The organism is Rathayibacter sp. AC182 (genome assembly GCF_979253875.1).
Map to the genome: position 1 here is coordinate 97,781 of NZ_CEEDEK010000001.1, position 18,247 is coordinate 116,027.

Consider the following 18,247-nt stretch of genomic DNA (forward strand, 5'->3'; position numbering starts at 1 on the left):
CATGAGGATCCTCCTCTGGCACGTGCACGGCGGCTGGGCGGACGCGTTCGTCCGCGGCGACCACGAGTACCTGCTCCCCACCACGGACGCCCGCGACGGCTGGGGCCTGGGCACCGGCGGACGCGACTGGCCGAACGCGATCGAGATCGCACCCGAGGACCTGCGCGACGCCGACGTCGACGTCGTCGTGCTGCAGCGTCCCGAGGAGCTCGCCGAGGCCGAGCGGCTGCTCGGCCGGCGCTCGGCCTCGACGTACCCGCCGTGTACGTCGAGCACAACACCGCGCGGGGACGCTCCGACCAGCCGGCACCCGCTCGCCGACCGCGACGACCTCCTCCTGGTGCACGTCACGCACTTCAACGCGCTGATGTGGGACACGGGCTCGACGTCCACCACGGTGATCGAGCACGGGATCCACGACCCGGGGCCCTCTACACGGGCGAGCTCGCGCACTTCGGCGTCGTGGTCAACGAGCCGGTGCGCCGCAACCGCGTCACCGGCACCGATCTGCTGTCCCAGCTTCGCCGAGGTCGCCCCGCTGGACGTTTTCGGGATGAAGACCGAGGGCCTGACCGAGCTGCCCGGTTTCCCGGAGGGCCGGCTCGACGTGCTCGGCGACGTGCGCACGAGCGAGATGCACGCGCAGCTCGCCCGCCGCCGCGTCTACCTGCACTCCTTCCGCTGGACCTCGCTCGGCCTGGCGCTCCTCGAGGCGATGCACCTGGGCATGCCGGTCGTCGCGCTCGAGACGACCGAGGCGGGCCGCGCGGTCCCGGCGGGCGCCGGTGCCGTCTCGAAACGACCTCGACGCACTGGCCACCGCCGCCCGCGAGCTGATCGAGGATCCGGGCCGGGCCGCCGCCGCCGGGGCGATCGCCCGCGAGAGCGTCCTCGAGCGCTACGGACTCGCCCGGTTCCACCGGGACTGGGACGAGGTCCTCTCCGATCGTCCGCGCCGCACCGGCCGGACGCTCACCGCCGCAGGGATCCGAGGAGGGAGCACCCGATGACGCACACCACCACCACCCGACCGCTCGCGATCGCGATGGTCTCCGAGCACGCCAGCCCGCTGGCGACGCTCGGCGGCGTCGATGCGGGCGGCCAGAACGTGCACGTCGCCGCCCTCGCCGACGCGCTCGCCCGCCGCGGTCACCGCGTGACCGTCTACACCCGGCGCGACGACCCCTCCCTCCCCCGGCGCGTCCCCTTCACCTCAGGGGTCGAGGTCGTGCACATCGACGCCGGGCCGGCCGCCAAGGTGTCCAAGGATCGAGCTGCTCCCCTTCATGGGCGACTTCGCCGTCGACCTCGCGAACGACTGGCTCGACTCGCGCCCGGATCTCGTGCACAGCCACTTCTGGATGTCCGGGGTCGCCGCGCTCGACGCGTCCGAGCGCGTGGAGCGCGACGGGCCGCCGCGTGCCCGTCTTCCACACCTTCCACGCACTCGGAGTCGTCAAGCGCCGCCAGCAGGGCGCGCAGGACACGAGCCCCGAGGAGCGCGCCTGGCTGGAGCCGAGGGTTGGCCAGAAGGCGGACGGCATCGTGGCGACCTGCTCCGACGAGGCCTTCGAGCTCAAGGGGCTCCGGCGTGCCGACGAGCAGCATCTCGGTCGTGCCGTGCGGAGTGGACCTGGAGCGCTTCTCCCCCGACGGCCCCGTCGCCGAGAAGACCCGCCCGATCCGGCTCATGAGCATCGGGCGGCTCGATGCCCCGCAAGGGCATGGGCCACGCGATCGAGGCGCTCGCGCGTCTGGTGCAGGACGGCCACGACGCGGAGCTCGTCATCGTCGGCGGCTCGGCTCGGGCGACGCCCTCGCGGCCGATCCCGAGTACCAGCGCCTGCACGGCGTGGCGGAGGGCCTCGGAGTCGCCGACCGCGTCCACCTCGTGGGGCAGCTGTCGCAGACCGAGATGCCGGCGATGCTCCGCTCGGCCGACATCGTCGTCTGCGCGCCGTGGTACGAGCCGTTCGGCATCGTGCCGCTGGAGGCGATGGCGTGCGGCCGACCGGTCGTGGCGTCCTCCGTCGGCGGGCTCATCGACACGGTCGTCGAGGACGTGACCGGGGTGCACGTGCCGCCGCGCGATCCGGCCGCCCTGGCCGCCGCCCTCGCCGCTCTGATCGCCGACCCCGAGCGCGCCCGCGCGTACGGCGCCGCCGGCCGCGAGCGCGTCGAGTCGCGCTATTCCTGGGACCGCGTCGCCGCGGACACCGAGCGCGCCTACCGCACCACTCTCGCCGGACTCGGCGACGGGGAGGCCGTCCCGACCGGCGCCCCCCGCACCTCCCACTCCTCGAAGACCCGGAAGGCGGCCCCCGACGATGAGCATCGACACCGTGCTGGACACCCCGACGGACGCCGCCCGGCGGATCGTCGACGACCACATCGCCCGCCTCGCTCGACGTCGTCGCGCTAGCTGGAGCGGCACTCCGACCAGATCGTCGCCTGGGGCGTCGAGCTCGCCGACCGCCTGCACTCGGGCGCGCGGCTGCTCGCGGCCGGCAACGGCGGCTCGGCGGCCGAGGCCCAGCATCCGACGGCCGAGCTGGTCGGCCGCTTCGACGGCGACCGGATCCCCTTCTCGGCGATCTCGCTGCACGCCGAGACCTCGAGCCTGACAGCGATCGGGAACGACTACGGATTCGACCACGTCTTCGCGCGCCAGGTCACGGCCCACGCGCGCAGCGGCGACGTCGTCGTGCTGCTCTCGACCAGCGGACGCAGCGCCAACCTGCTCCACGCGGCCGAGGCCGCCCGCGCGGCGGGCGCCCGCACCTGGGCGCTGACCGGCGACGGGCCCAACCCGCTGACCGACGCGTGCGACGAGGCGATCGCGCTCGAGGGACACGGCGCGAACGTGCAGGAGGCGCAGCTCGTGCTCGTGCACGCGCTCTGCCGGGCCTTCGAGCACCGCATCCGCGTCCGCACGGGAGCCTCCGCGTGAGCGCGCGCCTGCGGATCGCCGTCGTCGGCGACGTGATGCTCGACGTCGACCTCTCGGGGCCGGCCGAGCGGCTGAGCCCCGACGCGCCGGTGCCCGTCGTCGACGTCTCGACGCGCGGCGTGCGCGCCGGCGGTGCCGGACTCGTGGCGCGGATGCTCGCCCGCGACGGGCACGACGTCACCCCGGGACGGCCCTGGCCGACGACTCCGACGCCGACGTGGCCGAGCTGCGCGGGGCCCTCGACGGGATCCGCCTGGTCGCGGGCCGTCCGGAGCGCCGACGCCCGTCAAGACCCGCGTGGCCGCTTCCGGCCAGGCCGTCGTGCGGTTCGACCGCGGCTGCAGCGCCCGCCGGTCCCCACCGTCACCGACGGCATGCTCGAGGCGCTCCAGGGCGCGGACGCCGTCGTCGTCGCCGACTACGGCCGCCGCCTGACCGAGGACAAGTCGCTCCGCGCGGCTCTCGACGCACTCGCGGTCCCCCCGGTGTGGGATCCGCACCCGCGCGCGCACCGCTCCCGTCGCGGGCACGACGCTCGCGACTCCGAACCTCGCCGAGGCGACCGGGTTCTCGGGCGCGAGCGGACGCGGCGTCACCCTCGCCGAGACGGCCGCCACCACCCTGCTCGAAGCGCCGGTGCGGCGCCGTCGCGGTGACCATGGGCGGCAGCGGGGCTCTGGTGCGCTCGCGCGGCGCCGGTGTGCCCGTGGTGGTCCCGGCCGCCTCCGTGCCGCCGACCGATCCGTGCGGAGCGGGCGACCGCTTCGCCGCGTCGGCCGCCGTGGCCCTCGCGGGCGGAGCGACGCCCTCCCAGGCCGTGAGCGACGCCGTCGCGGACGCGGGCGCCTACCTCCTCGCGGGAGGCGTCGCCTCGCTCGCCGCTCCGACCGACACCGCCGTGCTGCACAGCGCCGGAGTCGACGCGCTGCGCGTCGCCGAGGCCGTCCGCGGCGCCGGCGGCACGGTCGTCGCGACCGGCGGCTGCTTCGACCTGCTGCACGCGGGCCACGCCCGCACGCTCTCGGCCGCACGGGCGCTGGGCGACTGCTTGATCGTCTGCCTCAACTCGGACGACTCGGTCCGCCGCCTCAAGGGGGCGTCGCGCCCGATCATCCCCGAGGACGACCGGGTCGACCTGCTGCTCGCACTCGAGTGCGTCGACGCGGTGCTCGTCCTCGGCGAGGACACCCCCGACGAGGCGCTGCGCCGCATCCGCCCCGACGTCTGGGTGAAGGGCGGCGACTACTCCGCCGAGTCCCTGCCCGAGACCGCGACCGTCGCCGAGTGGGGCGGGCGCGTGCTCACCGTGCCGTACCACCCGGGCCGATCGACCACCCACCTCGCCGCGGCACTTCGCCCGCGTCGGCTGACCTCACCACTCCCGCCCCGCGACGGCGAGCCCTCCGCGACCCGTCGCACCGTCACCCAGAAGGACATCATGAGTCTCACCCCCACCCCCATCGGCCGCGTCCTGATCACCGGAGGCGCCTCGGGCCTCGGCGCCGCCGTCGCGGCCGCCGTCACCGCCGCGGGCGGCACCCTGATCGTGCTCGACCGCGACGTCTCGGACCGTGACGGAGGGCGTCGCCGCCTACCAGGTGGACGTCGCGAAGACCCGCGAGGCCGAGAAGGCCGTCGTCGAGATCGCCCGCGAGCACGGCGGACTCGACGCCGTCGTCACCGCCGCCGGCATCGACCGGTGCGGCCGCCTCGTCGACGTCGACCCGGAGGAGTGGGAGCGCGTCATCTCGGTCAACCTCCTCGGCACCGCCGCGGTGGTCCGGGCGGCGCTGCCGTTCCTCACCGAGACGCACGGCCGCGTCGTCACCGTCGCCTCGTCGCTCGCGATCAAGGCCGTCTCGGACGCGACCGCGTACTGCGCGTCGAAGTTCGGCGTCCTCGGCTTCACCCGCGCCCTCGCCGCCGAGACCAAGGGCGAGATCGGCGTCACGACGCTCATCCCGTCCGGCATGAAGCACGCGCTTCTTCGACGACCGCGACGCGCAGTACAAGCCGGGCCCCGACGCCCTGCTCAACGAGCCCGAGAACGTGGCGAACGCCGTCATGTTCGTCCTCGGTCAGCCGCAGGGCTGCGAGGTGCGCGAGCTCGTCATCACGCACGAGGAGGAGCCGTCCTGGCCGTGAGCCTTCTGATCCCCTAGGGGTCACCGCGAGATGCCACTCCGGTCCGCGACACGCCGTCGCGGGCGTCCCGGAGTGGCATCTCGCGTCTCACCGGGCGGCGGCGAGGACCTCGCGCACGTCCTCCAGCACGGCCTCGATCCGCACGTCCGAGACGAAGGACGGGTCGTGCTCGCAGCGCGGAGCCGTCCAGCCGACCTGGGTGCTGTCGCGACCGCAGACGGGGCAGGCCGTCGTCCAGCTCAGCTGCACGCGGTGGCGCTGGCGACCCAGCGGTGCCGCGTTGATGGCGTTGCCCACCCAGAAGACGCCGACGGTGGAGCGCCGACCGCCGCCGCGAGGTGGCGCGGCCCGCTGTCGTTGCCCAGCACCAGATCGGCGAGCGAGAGCAGCGGAGCGAGGTCGCGCAGCTCCACGCGCCCGGCCCACGACTCGGCACCGGGGCGGCTCGACGATCGTCGGCCGCGGGCACATCGGAGTCGTCTCCGACGACGAGCACGCGCGCTCCGTCCTCGAGCAGGGCCCGGGCCACCGCGGCGAACGACTCGGAGGGCCAGCGGCGGCAGGATCCGTCGCCCCCGGGTGGATCAGCACGAGCGGGCCGTCTCCGCCCAGGGTCGCGGCGAGCCGGTCGCGCCGCTCGACGTCGACGTGGAGCTCGAGGCTCGGCGCCGCACGGCCCGGCGCCCGCGAGGCCGACGACCTCGAGTGCGCGCAGCATCTCGTGCTGGTAGTAGACGTAGGGGATCGTGCGCTCCAGCTCGGCGGCGTCGGGCGTGCGGCAGCCGACGGTGTGCCGGGCGCCGAGCCGCGAGAGGAACGGGTTGGAGTAGCGACTGCCGCCGTGCAGCTGCACGGCGAGGTCGAAGGAGCGCGCGCGCATCCGGGCGGTGAAGTCCTCGACGACCCGCGGATCCTCGCCCTCGCCGTCCCGGACGCCCTGGGCGACGGGGAGGACCTCGACGTCCGCCACGGGCGACACTCCGCCCTCGAGCAGGACCTTGTGCGCGGGGGTGCCGAGCAGGGTGATCGAGGCGTCGGGGTAGGCTGGCGGCCAGCGCATCCACGGCGGGCAGCGCGAACAGCAGGTCGCCGAGACCGCCGCCGCGCAGCACGGCGATCCTCTCGACTCCGTCGAAACGCTCGGAGGGGGCGATGGCGACCACGGGGTGTTCCTCTCGGTGCTGCGGAACCGGCGGGCCGGATCCGGGAAGGTGCACTCCTCCCCTTCCCTGTCCGGCTCGGTCCGAAACCTCAGCGATCAGGAACGGCGTCGGATGCTCAGCGGCGCGAGCCCGAGCGTCCGGCGAAGCGGGTGTAGACCAGCAGGACGATGATCGCCCCGATGATCGAGCCGATGATGCCGGCCGGCTGGAGGAAGCCGTCGCCCGCGTCCTGACCGAAGATCAGGAACCCGAGGAACCCGCCGACGAACGAGCCGACGATGCCGAGCACGATGGTCATCAGGATGCTGATGTTCTGGCGTCCGGGGACGACCAGTCGCGCCAGCGCTCCGGCGATGAGACCGACGACGATGATGCTGATGATGAGACCGATCACGATGGTCACCTTCCGTTCTGCGGACCGGGTCCGCGTGGGAGCCCCGCGTGCGCGGGGCCTGAGGCAACAGTCCCACCCGCAGGGCTCTACCGGTACACCCCTGGGGTGTGGTCTCCGCTCAGCACCGTGCGGTAGCGTCCGAGCCATGTCCCGGACCGCGCCCTCACCGTCGCGCTCGTCGACGACTACGACGTGGTCCTCACCGGCCTCGCCCACATGTTCGACCACTACCGGCACCGCGTGCTCGTCGCCGAGATCGACGCGAACGCGACCCTGTCCGACTCCATCGACATCGTGCTGTACGACTCGTTCGCGCAGCCGGAGTCGGACCACGACGAGATCGCCGGCCTGGTGCGCAACCCGCGAGCCCGCCACGTCGTCGTCTACACCTGGAACTCGCCCGACGCTCGTCGCCGACGCGCTCGAGCAGGGTGTCACGGCTACCTCTCGAAGACCCTGCCCGCGCGCGATCTCGTGACCGCCTCGAGCGGGTCGCGGCCGGTGAGGTGGTCGTCAGCGATCCTCCGCAGCGGGCCGGAGCGCGCCCGGACTCGACTGGCCGGGACGGCACGAGGGCATCACCGACCGCGAGTCCGAGATCCTGGCGCTCATCACCCAGGGCAAGAGCAACGCCGACGTCGCCGCGCTCACCTACCTCAGCCCAACACGGTGAAGTCCTACATCCGCAGCGTCTACGGCAAGATCGGGGCGACCAGCCGCACGCAGGCCGTGCTCTGGGGAGTCGACCACGGGTTCACGCCGGACCACCACCGCATCGACCACCGGCTCGGCGGACCCTGAGCACCGGCTCGGCTGCCGAGCCTCAGCGCCCCCGTCGCAGCGTCTCGAGCGGGTACTCGCCGAACCGCTGCGCGTAGGCACCGGCGAAGCGCCCCGCGTTCGGGAATCCCCACCGCGCCGCCACCGCGGAGATGGTCGTGCGGGACGGCTCCGCTCGGAGCAGCTCGTCGCGCGCGCGGTCGAGCCGCACGTCGCGGAGGTAGCCCAGCGGGGTGAGCCCGAAGTGCCGTCGGAACGCGAGCTGCAGCGCCCGCGGGGTGAGCGCCGCCGCGGTGGCGATGTCGGCGAGCGAGATCGGCGACGAGGCGAAGGCGTGGACGAACTCGGCGGCACGCAGGAGGTGCGCGTTCCGCGGTCGGAGGATCTGGTCGGCATGCGCACCGGCCGGTGCGGGAACGCGGCGAGGAGGCGCAGCGCCACGCCCCGATCGGCCTCGGCCAGCTGCAGGACGGTGGCCGTGCCGCCGAGCAGACCCGAGAGGTCGTTCACCGCGCTCCACCACTCGCCGACCGCCGCGGGGTGGGGCACCGCGTGGTGGTCGAAGACGGCGGGGCCACGTCGGTCCCCGTCGACTCCGCGGCGAGCCCTCGAGGAACTCCGCGTCCACGTGGACGAGCCGCTGGTCGTACTCGCCGAAGTCGAACTCGAACGGGCGCCCGGTGGGGAACACGGCGGGGCGGGCGCGCTGCAGCGGAGTCTCGTCCCGGCCGACGTCCATCATCCCGCGGCCCGCGTGCAGCCACGAGACGACGTACTCGCCCTCCGGAGCGATCTCGCCGCGGACCGAGCCGCGGAACTCCGAGGTCCGGATGCTCACCCGCTCGTCGCCCAGCGCCGTGTAGCGGAAGAAGAAGGAGTCGGGCAGCGGCTCCGCCCGGAACCGCGAACCGCGGTAGGCGTCCGTGTAGAAGGAGATCGCGTCGTCGACCCGACGACTCGCGCGTCCGAGCCGGACGTCGCCGGCACGGCTGCACTCATCCGGTCAGTCTGCCACCCGGATGCCGACCGCTCGACAGCAGAATCCCGTGACTCCTGGCCCGCGACTCCTGGCTCCTGCCGCGATTAGTTCGTATACTAATGGTTATGGCACGAAGGAAGAACGCGAGGACCGTCGCGAGCGGACGCCGAACCCGATGAACCTGTTCGACGGCAAGCCGGGCTTTACAACCGGATCAACGGCGCGATCTACCTTCACCGGGCCCGCCCACGTCGGCATCGGCGCCGTCCGGAGGAGCCCTACGTCGCCCCCGCGGACCCGGTCTGCCTCGCTCTGCGGCCGCCTGATGGCGCTGCTACCAGGGATCGACCGCTCGGGCGAGCGCACGCAGCTGCACTGCCCGCGCGCCTGACGGTCCGGGCTGCCCCGCCCTTCTCCTTCTTCTGGCTGCTCCTCCTCTTCGCTTCGCGCTCCTCCTCCAGAAGTTGCGGTGAGCGCGCGCCGATACCGCGACTTCTGGAGGAGCGCGCTCACCCTCGGCCAGCCGCCGCCGGTTCACCTTCCCCGCGTCGCTGCGCACCGGCTCCTGCTGCAGCCGCAGGGCCCGCGGCGTCCGTGCGCGCCCCAGCCGCTCCTGCGCGAACGCCGAGCAGCTCCTCCGCCCCACGTCCGCCCTGGGCGATGTCCACCACCGCCTCCACCGCCTGCCCCAGGTCCTCGTCCGGCACGCCGAACGCGACGGCGCCGCGCACGTCCGGGTGCTCCTCCAGCACCCGCTCGATCTCGGCCGGGTGGATGCTCACCCCGCCGCGGAGCACCAGGTCGTCGGCACGGTCGAGCACGGTCAGCCAGCCGTCGGCGTCGAGCGATCCGAGGTCGCCGAGCGTGTCCCAGCCGTCGTCGCTCCGCCGCGACTCCCCGCCGAGGTAGCGGTACGCCGGATCCGCGCCGCGCCGCATCCAGATCGCACCCGGCCGCCCCACCGGCACCGGCGCACCGTGCGCATCGAGGATGCGCACCTCGTTCCGCCGATCGGCCGGCCGACGCTGCCGGGCCGCTCGAGCCACTCGTCACCGCGGATCATCGTCAACCCGTTCGACTCGCTGCCCGCGTACACCTCGACCACCGTCCGGTCGCCCAGCCCAGTCGATCAGCCCGCGCTTGTCCGCCGGCGGGCAGGGCGAGCCCAGGTGCAGCACCGTCTCGAGCGAGGACACGTCGGCGTCGCGGTGCCCCGGCCACCGCAGCAGCCGGTGGATCGTCGTGGGCACCAGCAGCGCCCAGGTGACCCGGTGCTCCTGGATCGCGGCGAGCACCCTGCGCTCGTCGAAGCGCGGCAGGATCACGAGCCGCTGACCCGTCAGCAGCCCGCGGAAGGCGTAGGTGAACGTCGCGGAGTGGCTGAGCGGCCCCGTGACCAGCTGCACCCTCCGGGCAGGAACGCGGCGACCGGCTGCGTGGGGTCCATGACGGCGGGTGCGGTGGCGAGCACGATCTTGGGGCGGCCGGTGCTGCCGGAGGAGGCGGGCGCCTTCCACGAGGACGCGGCGGCGTCCGGCAGCGGCGCATCGGGCAGCGCCGGGTCCGCGCGGTGCCCGGCCGCACCGACGGCACCTCGTCGAGCGCGAAGCCGACGGTCAGCGCCGGGCGCGCGAGCTCGGCGATCTCCGCCCGCTCGCGCGGCGAGAGGTCCCGCGACAGGGCAGCGGAGTCGCGCCCGCCTTCCAGACCGCCGCGCAGACCACGACGAACTCGGCCGTGTTCGGGAGCGAGACGGCCACGAGCGAGTCGTGCGCCACTCCCCGCGCGAGGTAGGACCGGGCGAGCCGTGTGCTCTCGGCCTCGGGCTCGCCCGCGGTGAGGGTGCGGTCGTCCGCGATCACCACGATCCGCTCCGGCTCGCGTCGGCGAGCGCCGTCGGGCAGCGCGAGAAGGAGCGGCGCATCAGAGGTCCAGGTGCCGGCGGTAGAGGTCCTCGTGCCGAGCGGCGACATCGCGCCAGTCGTGGGAGAACGCCAGCGCCCGACCGTCGCGCGGTGCCGACCTCGTCGAGCGCCGCGGCGAGTGCGGCCCGGATCCCCTCGACGTCCGCCCCGTAAGCCACCGCGTCCCCGAACACCTCGCGCAGGACCGGCAGATCGCGGGCGACGACCGGCACCCCTGCGGCAAGTGCCTCCATCGCCGCGAGGCCGAAGCCCTCCTTGGTCGAGACGAAGCCGAGCACCGACGCACCGGCGACGAGCGGCGCGACGTGCTCCTCCGCCAGCGTGCCCAGCACGACGGGTGCGACCCCGAGCTCGCGGGCCCGCCGCTCGAACTCCTCGCGGTAGGGCCGGTAGTCGAAGAGCGTCTCTCCCCGCCGAACACGAGCGCCGTGCCCGGAGCCAGGCCGGCGTGCGCCCCGAGCAGGTCGATGCTGCCCTTGCGCGGCTCGATGCCGCCGAGGGCGAGCATGTACGGGCCGAGCCGGGCGCGCCACGCCAGCGCCGCGTCGCTCCCGGACGCCGCCGCGAACCGCGCCGCGTCCACTCCGTTCGGGATCACCTCCGCCCGCCGCCCCCACCCCAGAGCCACGTCGTCGGCGACCGCCTGCGAGACGCAGAGCAGCGCCGACGGTCCGATCAGGGCGCGCTCGTGGCACGCGACGAGCGCCGGAGTCGTGAACTCGTCGAGGTGGTGCACGGTGCGCAGCAGTCCGCCCGGCCCCGCGAAGTGCGCGTCGAGCGCCGCGTTCGCCGAGATGCAGTCCTGCGCGTGCACCACGTCGGCCTGCCCGCCCAGCGCCGCGGCCATCGCGGCGAGGGGGCGGACGATGCGGTCGCCGGACGCTCTCGTCGTCGCGGGCCGCGAACGGCACGACCCGCACCCGCACCGCCGGATCGACGGGTCGGAAGAAGGCCTCGTCGCCGCCGCGCCCGAGCGTCCACACCGTCATCTCGTGACCCCGGCCGGCGAGCGCCTCGGCCAGGGCGAGGGTGTGCACCACTCCGCCGCGCGGCCGGGTGGAGTAGGTCAGCAGCGCGATCCGCACGGGCGGGCTCCCTCTAGTCGAGTCCCGGCGCGAGGCGCACGGCCGGGTGGTAGCTGTGCTCCGCGCGGTCGCGGAGGTGGTCCATGCTGCGGCGGGCGCGCGCCACCGCGGCCGACACATCGTCGGACGCGCTCGCGAGCCCGCCCTTGGCCCAGGTCTTCGCGACGATCTCCCCCGCCGGATCGACGACCTTGGCCTGGCCGAGGAAGCGCAGCCCGCCCAGCACCCCGGTCTGGTTCGAGGACACGAGGTACACCTGGTTCTCGGCCGCCCGCGCGCAGTCGTAGAGGTCGAACAGGTGCGCCTGGCGGTCGTTGCGGATGCGGTCGGAGCGGTCGGTGACGCTCGCGGGCCAGGCGCTCAGGCAGCAGAGGATCTCGGCGCCATCCAGTGCCAGCGAGCGCGCCGACTCCGGGAACGTCTTGTCGAAGTCGATCATCATGCCGATCCTCCCGACCGGGCTGTCGAACGAGCCGAAACGATCTCCGGCCGCGTAGACCTCCGACTCCCCCAGCGGCAGATGGACCTTGCGGTGCGTGCCGACGACGACTCCGCCCTGCACGCAGACGGCCGTGTTGTAGCGGCGCACCTCGCCGCGCTCGAGCGCCCGCTCGGCGATGCCGAAGCACACCGTCGTGTCGCCCGCCATCCGAGCGACGGCGGCCACCTCGGGCCCGTCCACCTCGGACGGCCTGCGGCAGGTCGTCCGGTCCCGGGTGGTGCAGGTCGAGCAGGTAGCCGCCGAGCGTCGCGTCGGGCAGCACGAGCAGGTCGACCCCCTCTCGCGGGCGCCGCCGATGATCCCGGGCAGCTTCACGAGCGTGCGCTCGAGATCGCGGCCGAAGTGCGCCGCCACCGCGGCCATCGTGATCGTCGTCATGGTCCCCACTCCCGCCTCCCGGCCCCGCGCTCGCGGCCGGTCGGCGTCACCGTACCGCGGCGCCCGCGAACCGGGGCGACGGAGCGTCCGCACGCAGCAGCCCGACGAGGTGCTCCGCATCCCGCGCGACGGCCTCGAACCGGCCGGAGCCCCAGGTGTGCAGCCACGGCAGGCCGAGGAAGTACAGGCCGGGGACGGCCGTGGCTCCGCGTCGGTGCGTCGGGTGGCCCGAGCCGTCGAAGGCCCCGACCTGCACCCAGGAGTAGTCGGAGCGGAAGCCGACCGCCCAGATCACGCTCGTGATCCCGGCCGCGGCGAGATCGACCTCCTCGATCTCGCGCTCCGGGCGCCAGACGGGCGAGTACCGCGCACTCCGCAGGGGCCTGCACTCCCGAGCGCTCGATGTACGCGTCGATGTCGTTCTTGATCGACTCCGCCACCGAGTCCGCGTAGTCCAGCGACGCCTCCGCCGTCGGGGCGAAGCGCAGCACGCCGCCGTCGACCTTCTGCAGCCGGCCGTAGAGCCGCATGCCGTCGCGGGCGAAGGCGCGCAGATCGATGTCGCGCCCGCCGTCGCGCCCCGTGACGTAGTGGTCTCGTCGACTCCCGCTTCGAGAGCCCGCCGACCTGCGCGTGCACGGGCACGTCGTAGACGCCCATGTCCGAGAGCCAGGCGACGCAGTCGCGCCCGCGGTAGAAGCGGGCGACCCGCGGAGCCGTGCCCAGCGCCAGGTGCACCTCGCGGCCCTCGAGGAAGAGGTCCTCCGCGATCTGCGCGCCGGACTGACCCGATCCGACGACGAGCACGCCGCCGTCCGGGAGGTCCGCGGCCGAGCGGTAGTCGGCCGAGTGCAGCTGCACGACGGAGTCGGGGAGGCGCTGCGCCACGGCCGGCAGCACGGGCCGGTGGTAGCCGCCCGTCGCCACGACGACGCGGTCGGCGGTGATCGTCCCGCGCGAGGTGACGACCTCGAACCCGCCGCCCTCCTGCTCGCGCATCCGCAGCACCTCGGTGCCCTCGGCGACCGGCGCGTCGAAGGACTCGGCGTAGCGGCGGACCCACGCGTGCACCTCGTCGCGCGTCATGAAGCCGTCGGGGTCGTCGCCGTCGTACGGGTACCCGGGCAGCCGGCACTGCCAGTTCGGGGTGACCAGGGTGAAGTTCCGCCAGCGCCGGTCGAGCCAGTCGTGCGCGATCGTGTCGCGCTCGATCACGAGGTGGTCCACTCCGTCGTCGGTGAGGAGGCGGCTGATCGAGAGACCGGCCTGGCCCGCTCCGATCACCGCGACCTCGACGTGCCGGCCGTTCTCGAGCGCGGTCACGACGGCACCGCCGGCGGATCCATGGCCAGCACGCGGACGTGCCCGCCGTCGAAGCGGGCGGCCGCGGCGACGATGTCCGCCTCCTGCTGCATCGCGGAGGTGCAGGCGAAGCCGAACTTCGCTCGCACGCGGTCGCTCGCGATGCGCAGCGCCTCGCTCGAGCGGCCGACGAACTCCTGGAGCGGGTAGCTCTCGCCCGCGGCGAGGAAGTCGTGCATCACCAGGCTCGGCGAGTAGCAGCGCTCCTCGACACCGTCGGGCCAGCGGACGGAGAAGGTCATCTCGGGCATGGACGAGCCCTCCGCTCCAGACCCGGTCGATGTCGTACGCGTCGGGGCGGCGGTCACGCAGGTGGAACATGCCTCCGCGCATCGCCTCGAACGTGCCCTGCACGTCGATCTCGGCCACCGCCATCCCGGAGCCCAGCAGCGTCGTCGCGAGGATGTTGCCGCCCGGATCGACGATCTTCGCGTTGCCGACGTAGCGCAGCGATCCGAAGGTGCCCGACTGGTTCGACGCCATCCAGAACACCTGGTTGTCGAGAGCCCGGGCGATGTCGAACTGGCTGAACCGGTAGGTCCAGCGGTCCTCCTGCAGGTTCTCGGCGGTCGCGGTGCGCGCGGCGGGCCAGGCCGAGAGCGAGGCGATGATCTCGGCGCCGTCCAGCGCCATCGAGCGCGCCGCCTCCGGGAAGGCCTTGTCGTAGCAGATCTGCAGTCCCACCCGGCCGACCGGGGTGTCGTGCACGGCATAGCCCGGCCCCGGCGAGTACGACAGGTGCTCGCCCAGCGGCTGGTGCACCTTGCGGTAGCTGCCGTAGATCTGCCCGCCGTCCAGCAGCGCCGCCGCGTTGTAGCGGGTCTCGCCGTCCTCGTCGAGCTCGCAGAAGCCGATCGCGACGAGGAGGTCGCCCGCGATCTCACGCACGCGGCGCAGCTCCGGCCCGTCCAGCGAGATCGCCGGCGGCATCGACCGCGTGGTGGTGCGGATCGTGTCGCCGTGGTTGCCGAGCGAGGAGAGGTAGCCGCCGATCGCGGCCTCGGGCAGTGCGAGGAACTCGACCCGCTTCTCCCTCGCCTTCCTCCACGAGCGCCTGGATGAGCGCGTAGTTCTGGTCGAGGTCGCGGGTGAAGTTGGCCGCGACGGATCCCACGATCGTCATGGCGAGCGCCTAGAGGTTGTAGGTGGAGTTGATGATGGCGCCCTTGCGGGCGTAGTGGATGAGGGCGTCCTGCACGTCGAGCGGGTGGCACGGGATCGTGCCCTCGATCAGGTCCTCCTCGCGGAGTCCGTGCAGCGCCATGCCGAAGCGGCAGACGAAGACGCGGTTGCCCTCCTCGATGAAGGTCTTCAGCGCGTTGTTGATGTTCTGCTCGCCGGGGAAGCCGGAGTCGCCGACCGTCGGGAAGCCGCGGGTCGCCATGGCGTTGATGGTGCCCGGGCCGTAGAAGTAGACCGCCGACTCGAAGCCCTTCCGTGCCGCGCGGGTCGCCTGCAGGATCGCGACGAAGCTGACGGAGGACTCGTGCGCGATGCCGTGCACGAGGGTGAAGTACGACTGGCCGGGCTCGGCCTGGTAGTCGGGGAACACCTTCGTCGAGCCGTAGAGGTTGCTGCCGTTCGGGAGCGACGGGTGCGCGATCTCGGAGCGGGACTTCTCGATGTTGGCGGTGATCTGGTCTTCGATGTCGGACACGGGAACCTCCGGGGTTCGTCGAGGGACTGCGCCGAGAGGCGCAGGTGCGAGGGGAAGGACGACTGCGCCTCAGCGCGGTGCGATGGTGGAGTGGTGCAGTGACAGGAGAGCCGGTGATGCGGTCGTGCTGTGATGCGGGTGATGCCGTGTCGCTCGGGGCGGATCGGGACGAGCGGAGCGACGGGGCCGGGTCGTCGAGGACGCCTCCGGGTACCGATCAGTCAAGGCCGCCCCTGTTTCCGTGTGGTTTCGAGCGGAAGAAGCCTGCGTTACACGACAGCCGTCGCGGATGTAACAGGATCGCGTTCCGGATGTCATCGATCGGAAACACCCGGCGCCTTGGATGGGTGCTCACGGCGACGGACGTCCGCGCCGCGCACCGCTCGACTCGATCGCACCGAGGAGCCCCATGACCGACCTGCAGATGCCCCGCCTGCGCACCGCCACCGCCACCGTCCCGGATGCCGACACCGACTTCGGCGGCGGCTGCGGCTCCGCCCCGAGCGCCCTGCGTACCCGCGTCGACATCGCTCTGCAGGGCATCCGCGTCGACGCCCCCGTGCACCGGGAGGCGGGAGCCGGGCCCAGCGACGACGGACACGTCGTGATCGGCGGCCTCGGTGCCGCGATCCCCGTGAATCCGCGCAGCCCCTACTCCGTCACGAACGGCCGGCTGCTGCTCGACGGCGCCGATCTGGGCCTGGACGTCGAGCCCGTGAAGCGCCCCCGGTTCTACGACCTCGAGACGGCCGACGGAGTCTCCTACGAGAAGATCGCGCGGCTGCACGGCCGCAACATCCTGGCCACCACCGTCGTGCAGACCTGCATGCGCTACGACGAGGCCGAGCGCTGCCGGTTCTGCGCCATCGAGGCGTCCCTGGCGAACGACTCCACCATCGCGGTGAAGACGCCGTCGCAGCTGGCCGAGGTCGCCGAGGCGGCCGCCCGGCTCGACGGCATCCGCCAGATGGTGATGACGACCGGCACCTCCAAGGGCCGCGACCGCGGCGCCCGGCACCTCGCCCGCTGCGTCCGCGCCGTGCTCGAGGCGGTGCCGGGCCTCCCGATCCAGGTGCAGTGCGAGCCGCCCGAGGATCTCGCCGCGCTGCAGGAGCTCAAGGACGCCGGCGCCCTCTCGATCGGCATCCACATCGAGTCGATGGACGACGACATCCGCCGCCGCTGGACCCCCGGCAAGGCCCGCGTCTCGACCGAGAAGTACAAGGAGGCGTGGGCGGAGGCCGTGCGGATCTTCGGCCGCAACCAGGTCTCGACCTACCTCCTCGTCGGCCTCGGCGAGGATCCGGACCAGCTCGTCGCGAGCGCCGGCGAGCTGATCGAGATGGGCGTGTACCCGTTCGTCGTCCCGTTCCGCCCTCTGAAGGGCACGCTCGCGACGGAGGTGGACCACGTCCTCCCGCCCGCCGGCTCGCTCCTCGAGACGGTCAGCGAGCAGGTGGCCGCGCTGCTGATCGCGGCGGGCATGCTCTCCTCGGGCCAGAAGGCGGGCTGCGCCGCCTGCGGCGCGTGCGGCGTGCTGAAGACCGCCGGCGCCTGATGGAGCTGTCGATCCTCGAGGGCGTGCGGAGGATCGCTCCGGCCGCGCCGCTCTCGATCACCGTCGCCGACGCGGCCGGGCTTCTCGCCTACCGTGCCCTGCGCCGAGCGGTGTTCGTCGAGGAGCAGCAGCTGTTCGACTCCGACGACGGCGACGCCCTCGACGACGACCCGCGCACGGTGGTGCTCGTCGCCCGGCTCGGCGGCGAGGTCGTCGGCGGAGTGCGCCTGGCACCCGCCCTCGAGCAGGACCTCGGCTGGTGGACCGGCAGCCGCCTGGTCGTGCGGCGCGACGCCCGCGGTGCGGCCGGCCTGGGCGCGGCCCTCGTGCGCGCCGCGTGCGCGGAGGCGGAGTCGCGGGGCGTGATCCGCTTCGAGGCGACCGTGCAGCGGCAGAACGAGGTGCTCTTCCGCCGCCTCGGCTGGAACCGCCTCGGCACCGCCGACGTCGCGAGCCTGCCGCACGTGCGGATGCGCTGGCCGATCGACCGCTTCGACCGCCTGGCCCGCGCGGCCAAGGCCTCTCTCGGCCTGCTGCTCGAGGCCTTCGCCGGACAGCTCGGCGGCCCCGGCTTCCGCGGGGACGACGGCGCCCCCGTCCCCGGCTCGGACCTCGTCGCCGTCTGCGACGCGATCGTCCCCTCGATGGTCGAGCGGGATCCGGAGTGGGCGGGCTGGTGCTCCGTGCTCGTGAACGTCAACGACCTCACCGCCATGGGCGCGGACCCCGTCGGCCTGCTCGACGCGGTCGGCGCCCGCGATACCGACTCCGCCGCCCGGATCCTGCGCGGCCTCCGCGACGCCGCCGCGGCCTGGGGCGTGCCGCTGCTCGGCGGCCACACCCAGCTCGGCGTGCCCGCCGCGCTGAGTGTGACCGGGCTCGGCCGCACCGCGCGTCCCGTCCCAGGCTCCGCGCCGCTGGGCCACGAGCTGAGCCTGACGGCCGATCTGAGCGGCTCGTGGCGTCCCGGGTACGCGGGAGCCCAGTGGGACTCGACCTCGGGGCGCTCCCCGAGGTCCTCCGCTCCCTCGCGGCGAGTGTCGGCGCCTGCGCTCCCGACGGCGCGAAGGACGTGAGCATGGCGGGCCTCGTCGGCACCGTCGGCATGCTCGCCGAGGCGTCCGGCGGCGGTGCCGAGATCGACGTCGCCGCGGTCCCCCGCCCCGCTGCGGCCGGGGTCGCCGACTGGTTCTCCTGCTTCCCCGGCTTCGCGATGCTCACCGCCGATCGGCCGGGGCAGGGCGGATGCGCTCGCCGCACGCCGAGACCGCTCCGATCGGCCGACTCGTCGCCGGCGAGGGCGTCGTGCTGCGCTGGCCCGACGGCGAGACCACCGGCGCGATCGCCGCCGCGGTGACGCGCCTCGGCG

20 protein-coding genes and 5 pseudogenes are annotated in these 18,247 nt (G+C 73.6%); 10 read left to right on the plus strand and 15 right to left on the minus strand.

The window, feature by feature from the left end; translation table 11 throughout:
• Window position 1: 1 nt before the first annotated feature.
• The 5 genes and pseudogenes from AC0CII_RS00605 to AC0CII_RS00625 form a co-directional block, all read left to right on the plus strand.
• A pseudogene (locus AC0CII_RS00605) lies at window positions 2-962 on the plus strand (glycosyltransferase); the annotation flags it as partial.
• Window positions 963-1,045: 83 nt separating this feature from the next.
• The gene (locus AC0CII_RS00610; RefSeq protein ID WP_465228407.1) at window positions 1,046-2,422 is read left to right on the plus strand and encodes a glycosyltransferase; all 1,377 of its coding nucleotides are present in this window, start codon (window positions 1,046-1,048) and stop codon (window positions 2,420-2,422) included.
• A gap of 54 nt (window positions 2,423-2,476) precedes the next feature.
• Window positions 2,477-2,950, plus strand: a complete 474-nt coding sequence (locus AC0CII_RS00615; RefSeq protein ID WP_465228408.1) for a D-sedoheptulose-7-phosphate isomerase — start codon at window positions 2,477-2,479, stop codon at window positions 2,948-2,950.
• Window positions 2,951-2,958: 8 nt separating this feature from the next.
• Window positions 2,959-4,320 (plus strand): annotated as a pseudogene (locus AC0CII_RS00620) (PfkB family carbohydrate kinase).
• Window positions 4,321-4,388: 68 nt separating this feature from the next.
• Window positions 4,389-5,095, plus strand: a pseudogene (locus AC0CII_RS00625) (SDR family oxidoreductase).
• Between the two features lie 13 nt (window positions 5,096-5,108).
• Here the strand turns inward: AC0CII_RS00625 and AC0CII_RS00630 are convergent.
• Window positions 5,109-6,155, minus strand: a complete 1,047-nt coding sequence (locus AC0CII_RS00630; RefSeq protein ID WP_465228382.1) for a glycosyltransferase family 9 protein — start codon at window positions 6,153-6,155, stop codon at window positions 5,109-5,111.
• Between the two features lie 218 nt (window positions 6,156-6,373).
• Complete coding sequence (locus AC0CII_RS00635) at window positions 6,374-6,652, minus strand: GlsB/YeaQ/YmgE family stress response membrane protein (protein WP_207404727.1); 279 nt, start codon at window positions 6,650-6,652, stop codon at window positions 6,374-6,376.
• A 192-nt stretch (window positions 6,653-6,844) separates the two neighbouring features.
• On the opposite strand from AC0CII_RS00635, the gene AC0CII_RS00640 reads away from it, so the two are divergent.
• The gene (locus AC0CII_RS00640; RefSeq protein ID WP_465228383.1) at window positions 6,845-7,453 is read left to right on the plus strand and encodes a MalT transcriptional regulator family protein; all 609 of its coding nucleotides are present in this window, start codon (window positions 6,845-6,847) and stop codon (window positions 7,451-7,453) included.
• Between the two features lie 22 nt (window positions 7,454-7,475).
• Here AC0CII_RS00640 and AC0CII_RS00645 read toward each other — a convergent pair whose 3' ends face one another.
• Window positions 7,476-8,270, minus strand: a complete 795-nt coding sequence (locus AC0CII_RS00645) for a helix-turn-helix transcriptional regulator (RefSeq protein ID WP_465228384.1) — start codon at window positions 8,268-8,270, stop codon at window positions 7,476-7,478.
• A 316-nt stretch (window positions 8,271-8,586) separates the two neighbouring features.
• Here AC0CII_RS00645 and AC0CII_RS00650 point away from each other — a divergent pair, with 316 nt between their 5' ends.
• Window positions 8,587-8,802 carry a hypothetical protein gene (locus AC0CII_RS00650; protein ID WP_465228385.1) on the plus strand — a complete coding sequence of 72 codons (216 nt, stop codon included), beginning with the start codon at window positions 8,587-8,589 and terminating at the stop codon, window positions 8,800-8,802.
• Window positions 8,803-8,920: 118 nt separating this feature from the next.
• Here AC0CII_RS00650 and AC0CII_RS00655 read toward each other — a convergent pair whose 3' ends face one another.
• The 12 genes and pseudogenes from AC0CII_RS00655 to AC0CII_RS00710 all read right to left on the minus strand — a co-directional run bounded on the left by AC0CII_RS00655 (window position 8,921) and on the right by AC0CII_RS00710 (window position 15,320).
• A complete protein-coding gene (locus AC0CII_RS00655; protein WP_465228386.1) occupies window positions 8,921-9,409 on the minus strand; it encodes an AMP-binding enzyme in 489 nt (162 codons plus the stop codon).
• Between the two features lie 51 nt (window positions 9,410-9,460).
• Window positions 9,461-9,928, minus strand: coding sequence for an AMP-binding protein (locus AC0CII_RS00660; RefSeq protein WP_465228387.1), 468 nt, complete (start codon window positions 9,926-9,928; stop codon window positions 9,461-9,463).
• A gap of 99 nt (window positions 9,929-10,027) precedes the next feature.
• The gene (locus AC0CII_RS00665; protein WP_465228388.1) at window positions 10,028-10,276 is read right to left on the minus strand and encodes an AMP-binding protein; all 249 of its coding nucleotides are present in this window, start codon (window positions 10,274-10,276) and stop codon (window positions 10,028-10,030) included.
• On the minus strand, window positions 10,270-11,031 hold the full coding sequence (locus AC0CII_RS00670) for a glycosyltransferase (protein ID WP_465228410.1): 762 nt from the start codon (window positions 11,029-11,031) through the stop codon (window positions 10,270-10,272). Before AC0CII_RS00670 ends, AC0CII_RS00665 begins: the two co-directional genes overlap by 7 nt.
• Window positions 10,965-11,183, minus strand: a pseudogene (locus tag AC0CII_RS00675) (MSMEG_0565 family glycosyltransferase); the annotation flags it as partial. The pseudogene AC0CII_RS00675 and the gene AC0CII_RS00670, both read right to left, overlap by 67 nt.
• A gap of 251 nt (window positions 11,184-11,434) precedes the next feature.
• On the minus strand, window positions 11,435-12,301 hold the full coding sequence (locus AC0CII_RS00680; RefSeq protein WP_465228389.1) for a carbon-nitrogen hydrolase family protein: 867 nt from the start codon (window positions 12,299-12,301) through the stop codon (window positions 11,435-11,437).
• A gap of 46 nt (window positions 12,302-12,347) precedes the next feature.
• A complete protein-coding gene (locus AC0CII_RS00685) occupies window positions 12,348-12,596 on the minus strand; it encodes a hypothetical protein (RefSeq protein WP_465228390.1) in 249 nt (82 codons plus the stop codon).
• On the minus strand, window positions 12,593-13,624 hold the full coding sequence (locus AC0CII_RS00690) for a flavin-containing monooxygenase (RefSeq protein WP_465228391.1): 1,032 nt from the start codon (window positions 13,622-13,624) through the stop codon (window positions 12,593-12,595). Before AC0CII_RS00690 ends, AC0CII_RS00685 begins: the two co-directional genes overlap by 4 nt.
• Window positions 13,621-13,914, minus strand: coding sequence for an MSMEG_0570 family nitrogen starvation response protein (locus AC0CII_RS00695; RefSeq protein ID WP_465226147.1), 294 nt, complete (start codon window positions 13,912-13,914; stop codon window positions 13,621-13,623). Before AC0CII_RS00695 ends, AC0CII_RS00690 begins: the two co-directional genes overlap by 4 nt.
• A gap of 154 nt (window positions 13,915-14,068) precedes the next feature.
• Window positions 14,069-14,656 (minus strand): annotated as a pseudogene (locus tag AC0CII_RS00700) (carbon-nitrogen hydrolase family protein); the annotation flags it as partial.
• Window positions 14,544-14,786 (minus strand): hypothetical protein, encoded by a 243-nt coding sequence (locus tag AC0CII_RS00705; protein WP_465228392.1) that lies wholly within the window; start codon window positions 14,784-14,786, stop codon window positions 14,544-14,546. The gene AC0CII_RS00705 and the pseudogene AC0CII_RS00700, both read right to left, overlap by 113 nt.
• A gap of 9 nt (window positions 14,787-14,795) precedes the next feature.
• Window positions 14,796-15,320: an MSMEG_0572/Sll0783 family nitrogen starvation response protein gene (locus AC0CII_RS00710; protein ID WP_056867650.1), complete on the minus strand. Its 525-nt coding sequence runs from the start codon at window positions 15,318-15,320 to the stop codon at window positions 14,796-14,798.
• A gap of 409 nt (window positions 15,321-15,729) precedes the next feature.
• Here AC0CII_RS00710 and AC0CII_RS00715 point away from each other — a divergent pair, with 409 nt between their 5' ends.
• From AC0CII_RS00715 to AC0CII_RS00725, 3 genes are read left to right on the plus strand one after another with little or no spacing between them, the layout of a single operon-like run.
• Window positions 15,730-16,878 carry an MSMEG_0568 family radical SAM protein gene (locus tag AC0CII_RS00715; RefSeq protein ID WP_465226148.1) on the plus strand — a complete coding sequence of 383 codons (1,149 nt, stop codon included), beginning with the start codon at window positions 15,730-15,732 and terminating at the stop codon, window positions 16,876-16,878.
• Window positions 16,878-17,954, plus strand: coding sequence for an MSMEG_0567/Sll0786 family nitrogen starvation N-acetyltransferase (locus AC0CII_RS00720; RefSeq protein WP_465228393.1), 1,077 nt, complete (start codon window positions 16,878-16,880; stop codon window positions 17,952-17,954). The genes AC0CII_RS00715 and AC0CII_RS00720 overlap by 1 nt, the downstream gene beginning before the upstream one ends.
• A gap of 2 nt (window positions 17,955-17,956) precedes the next feature.
• Window positions 17,957-18,235: a hypothetical protein gene (locus AC0CII_RS00725; protein ID WP_465228394.1), complete on the plus strand. Its 279-nt coding sequence runs from the start codon at window positions 17,957-17,959 to the stop codon at window positions 18,233-18,235.
• The last annotated feature ends 12 nt before the right edge of the window (window positions 18,236-18,247 follow it).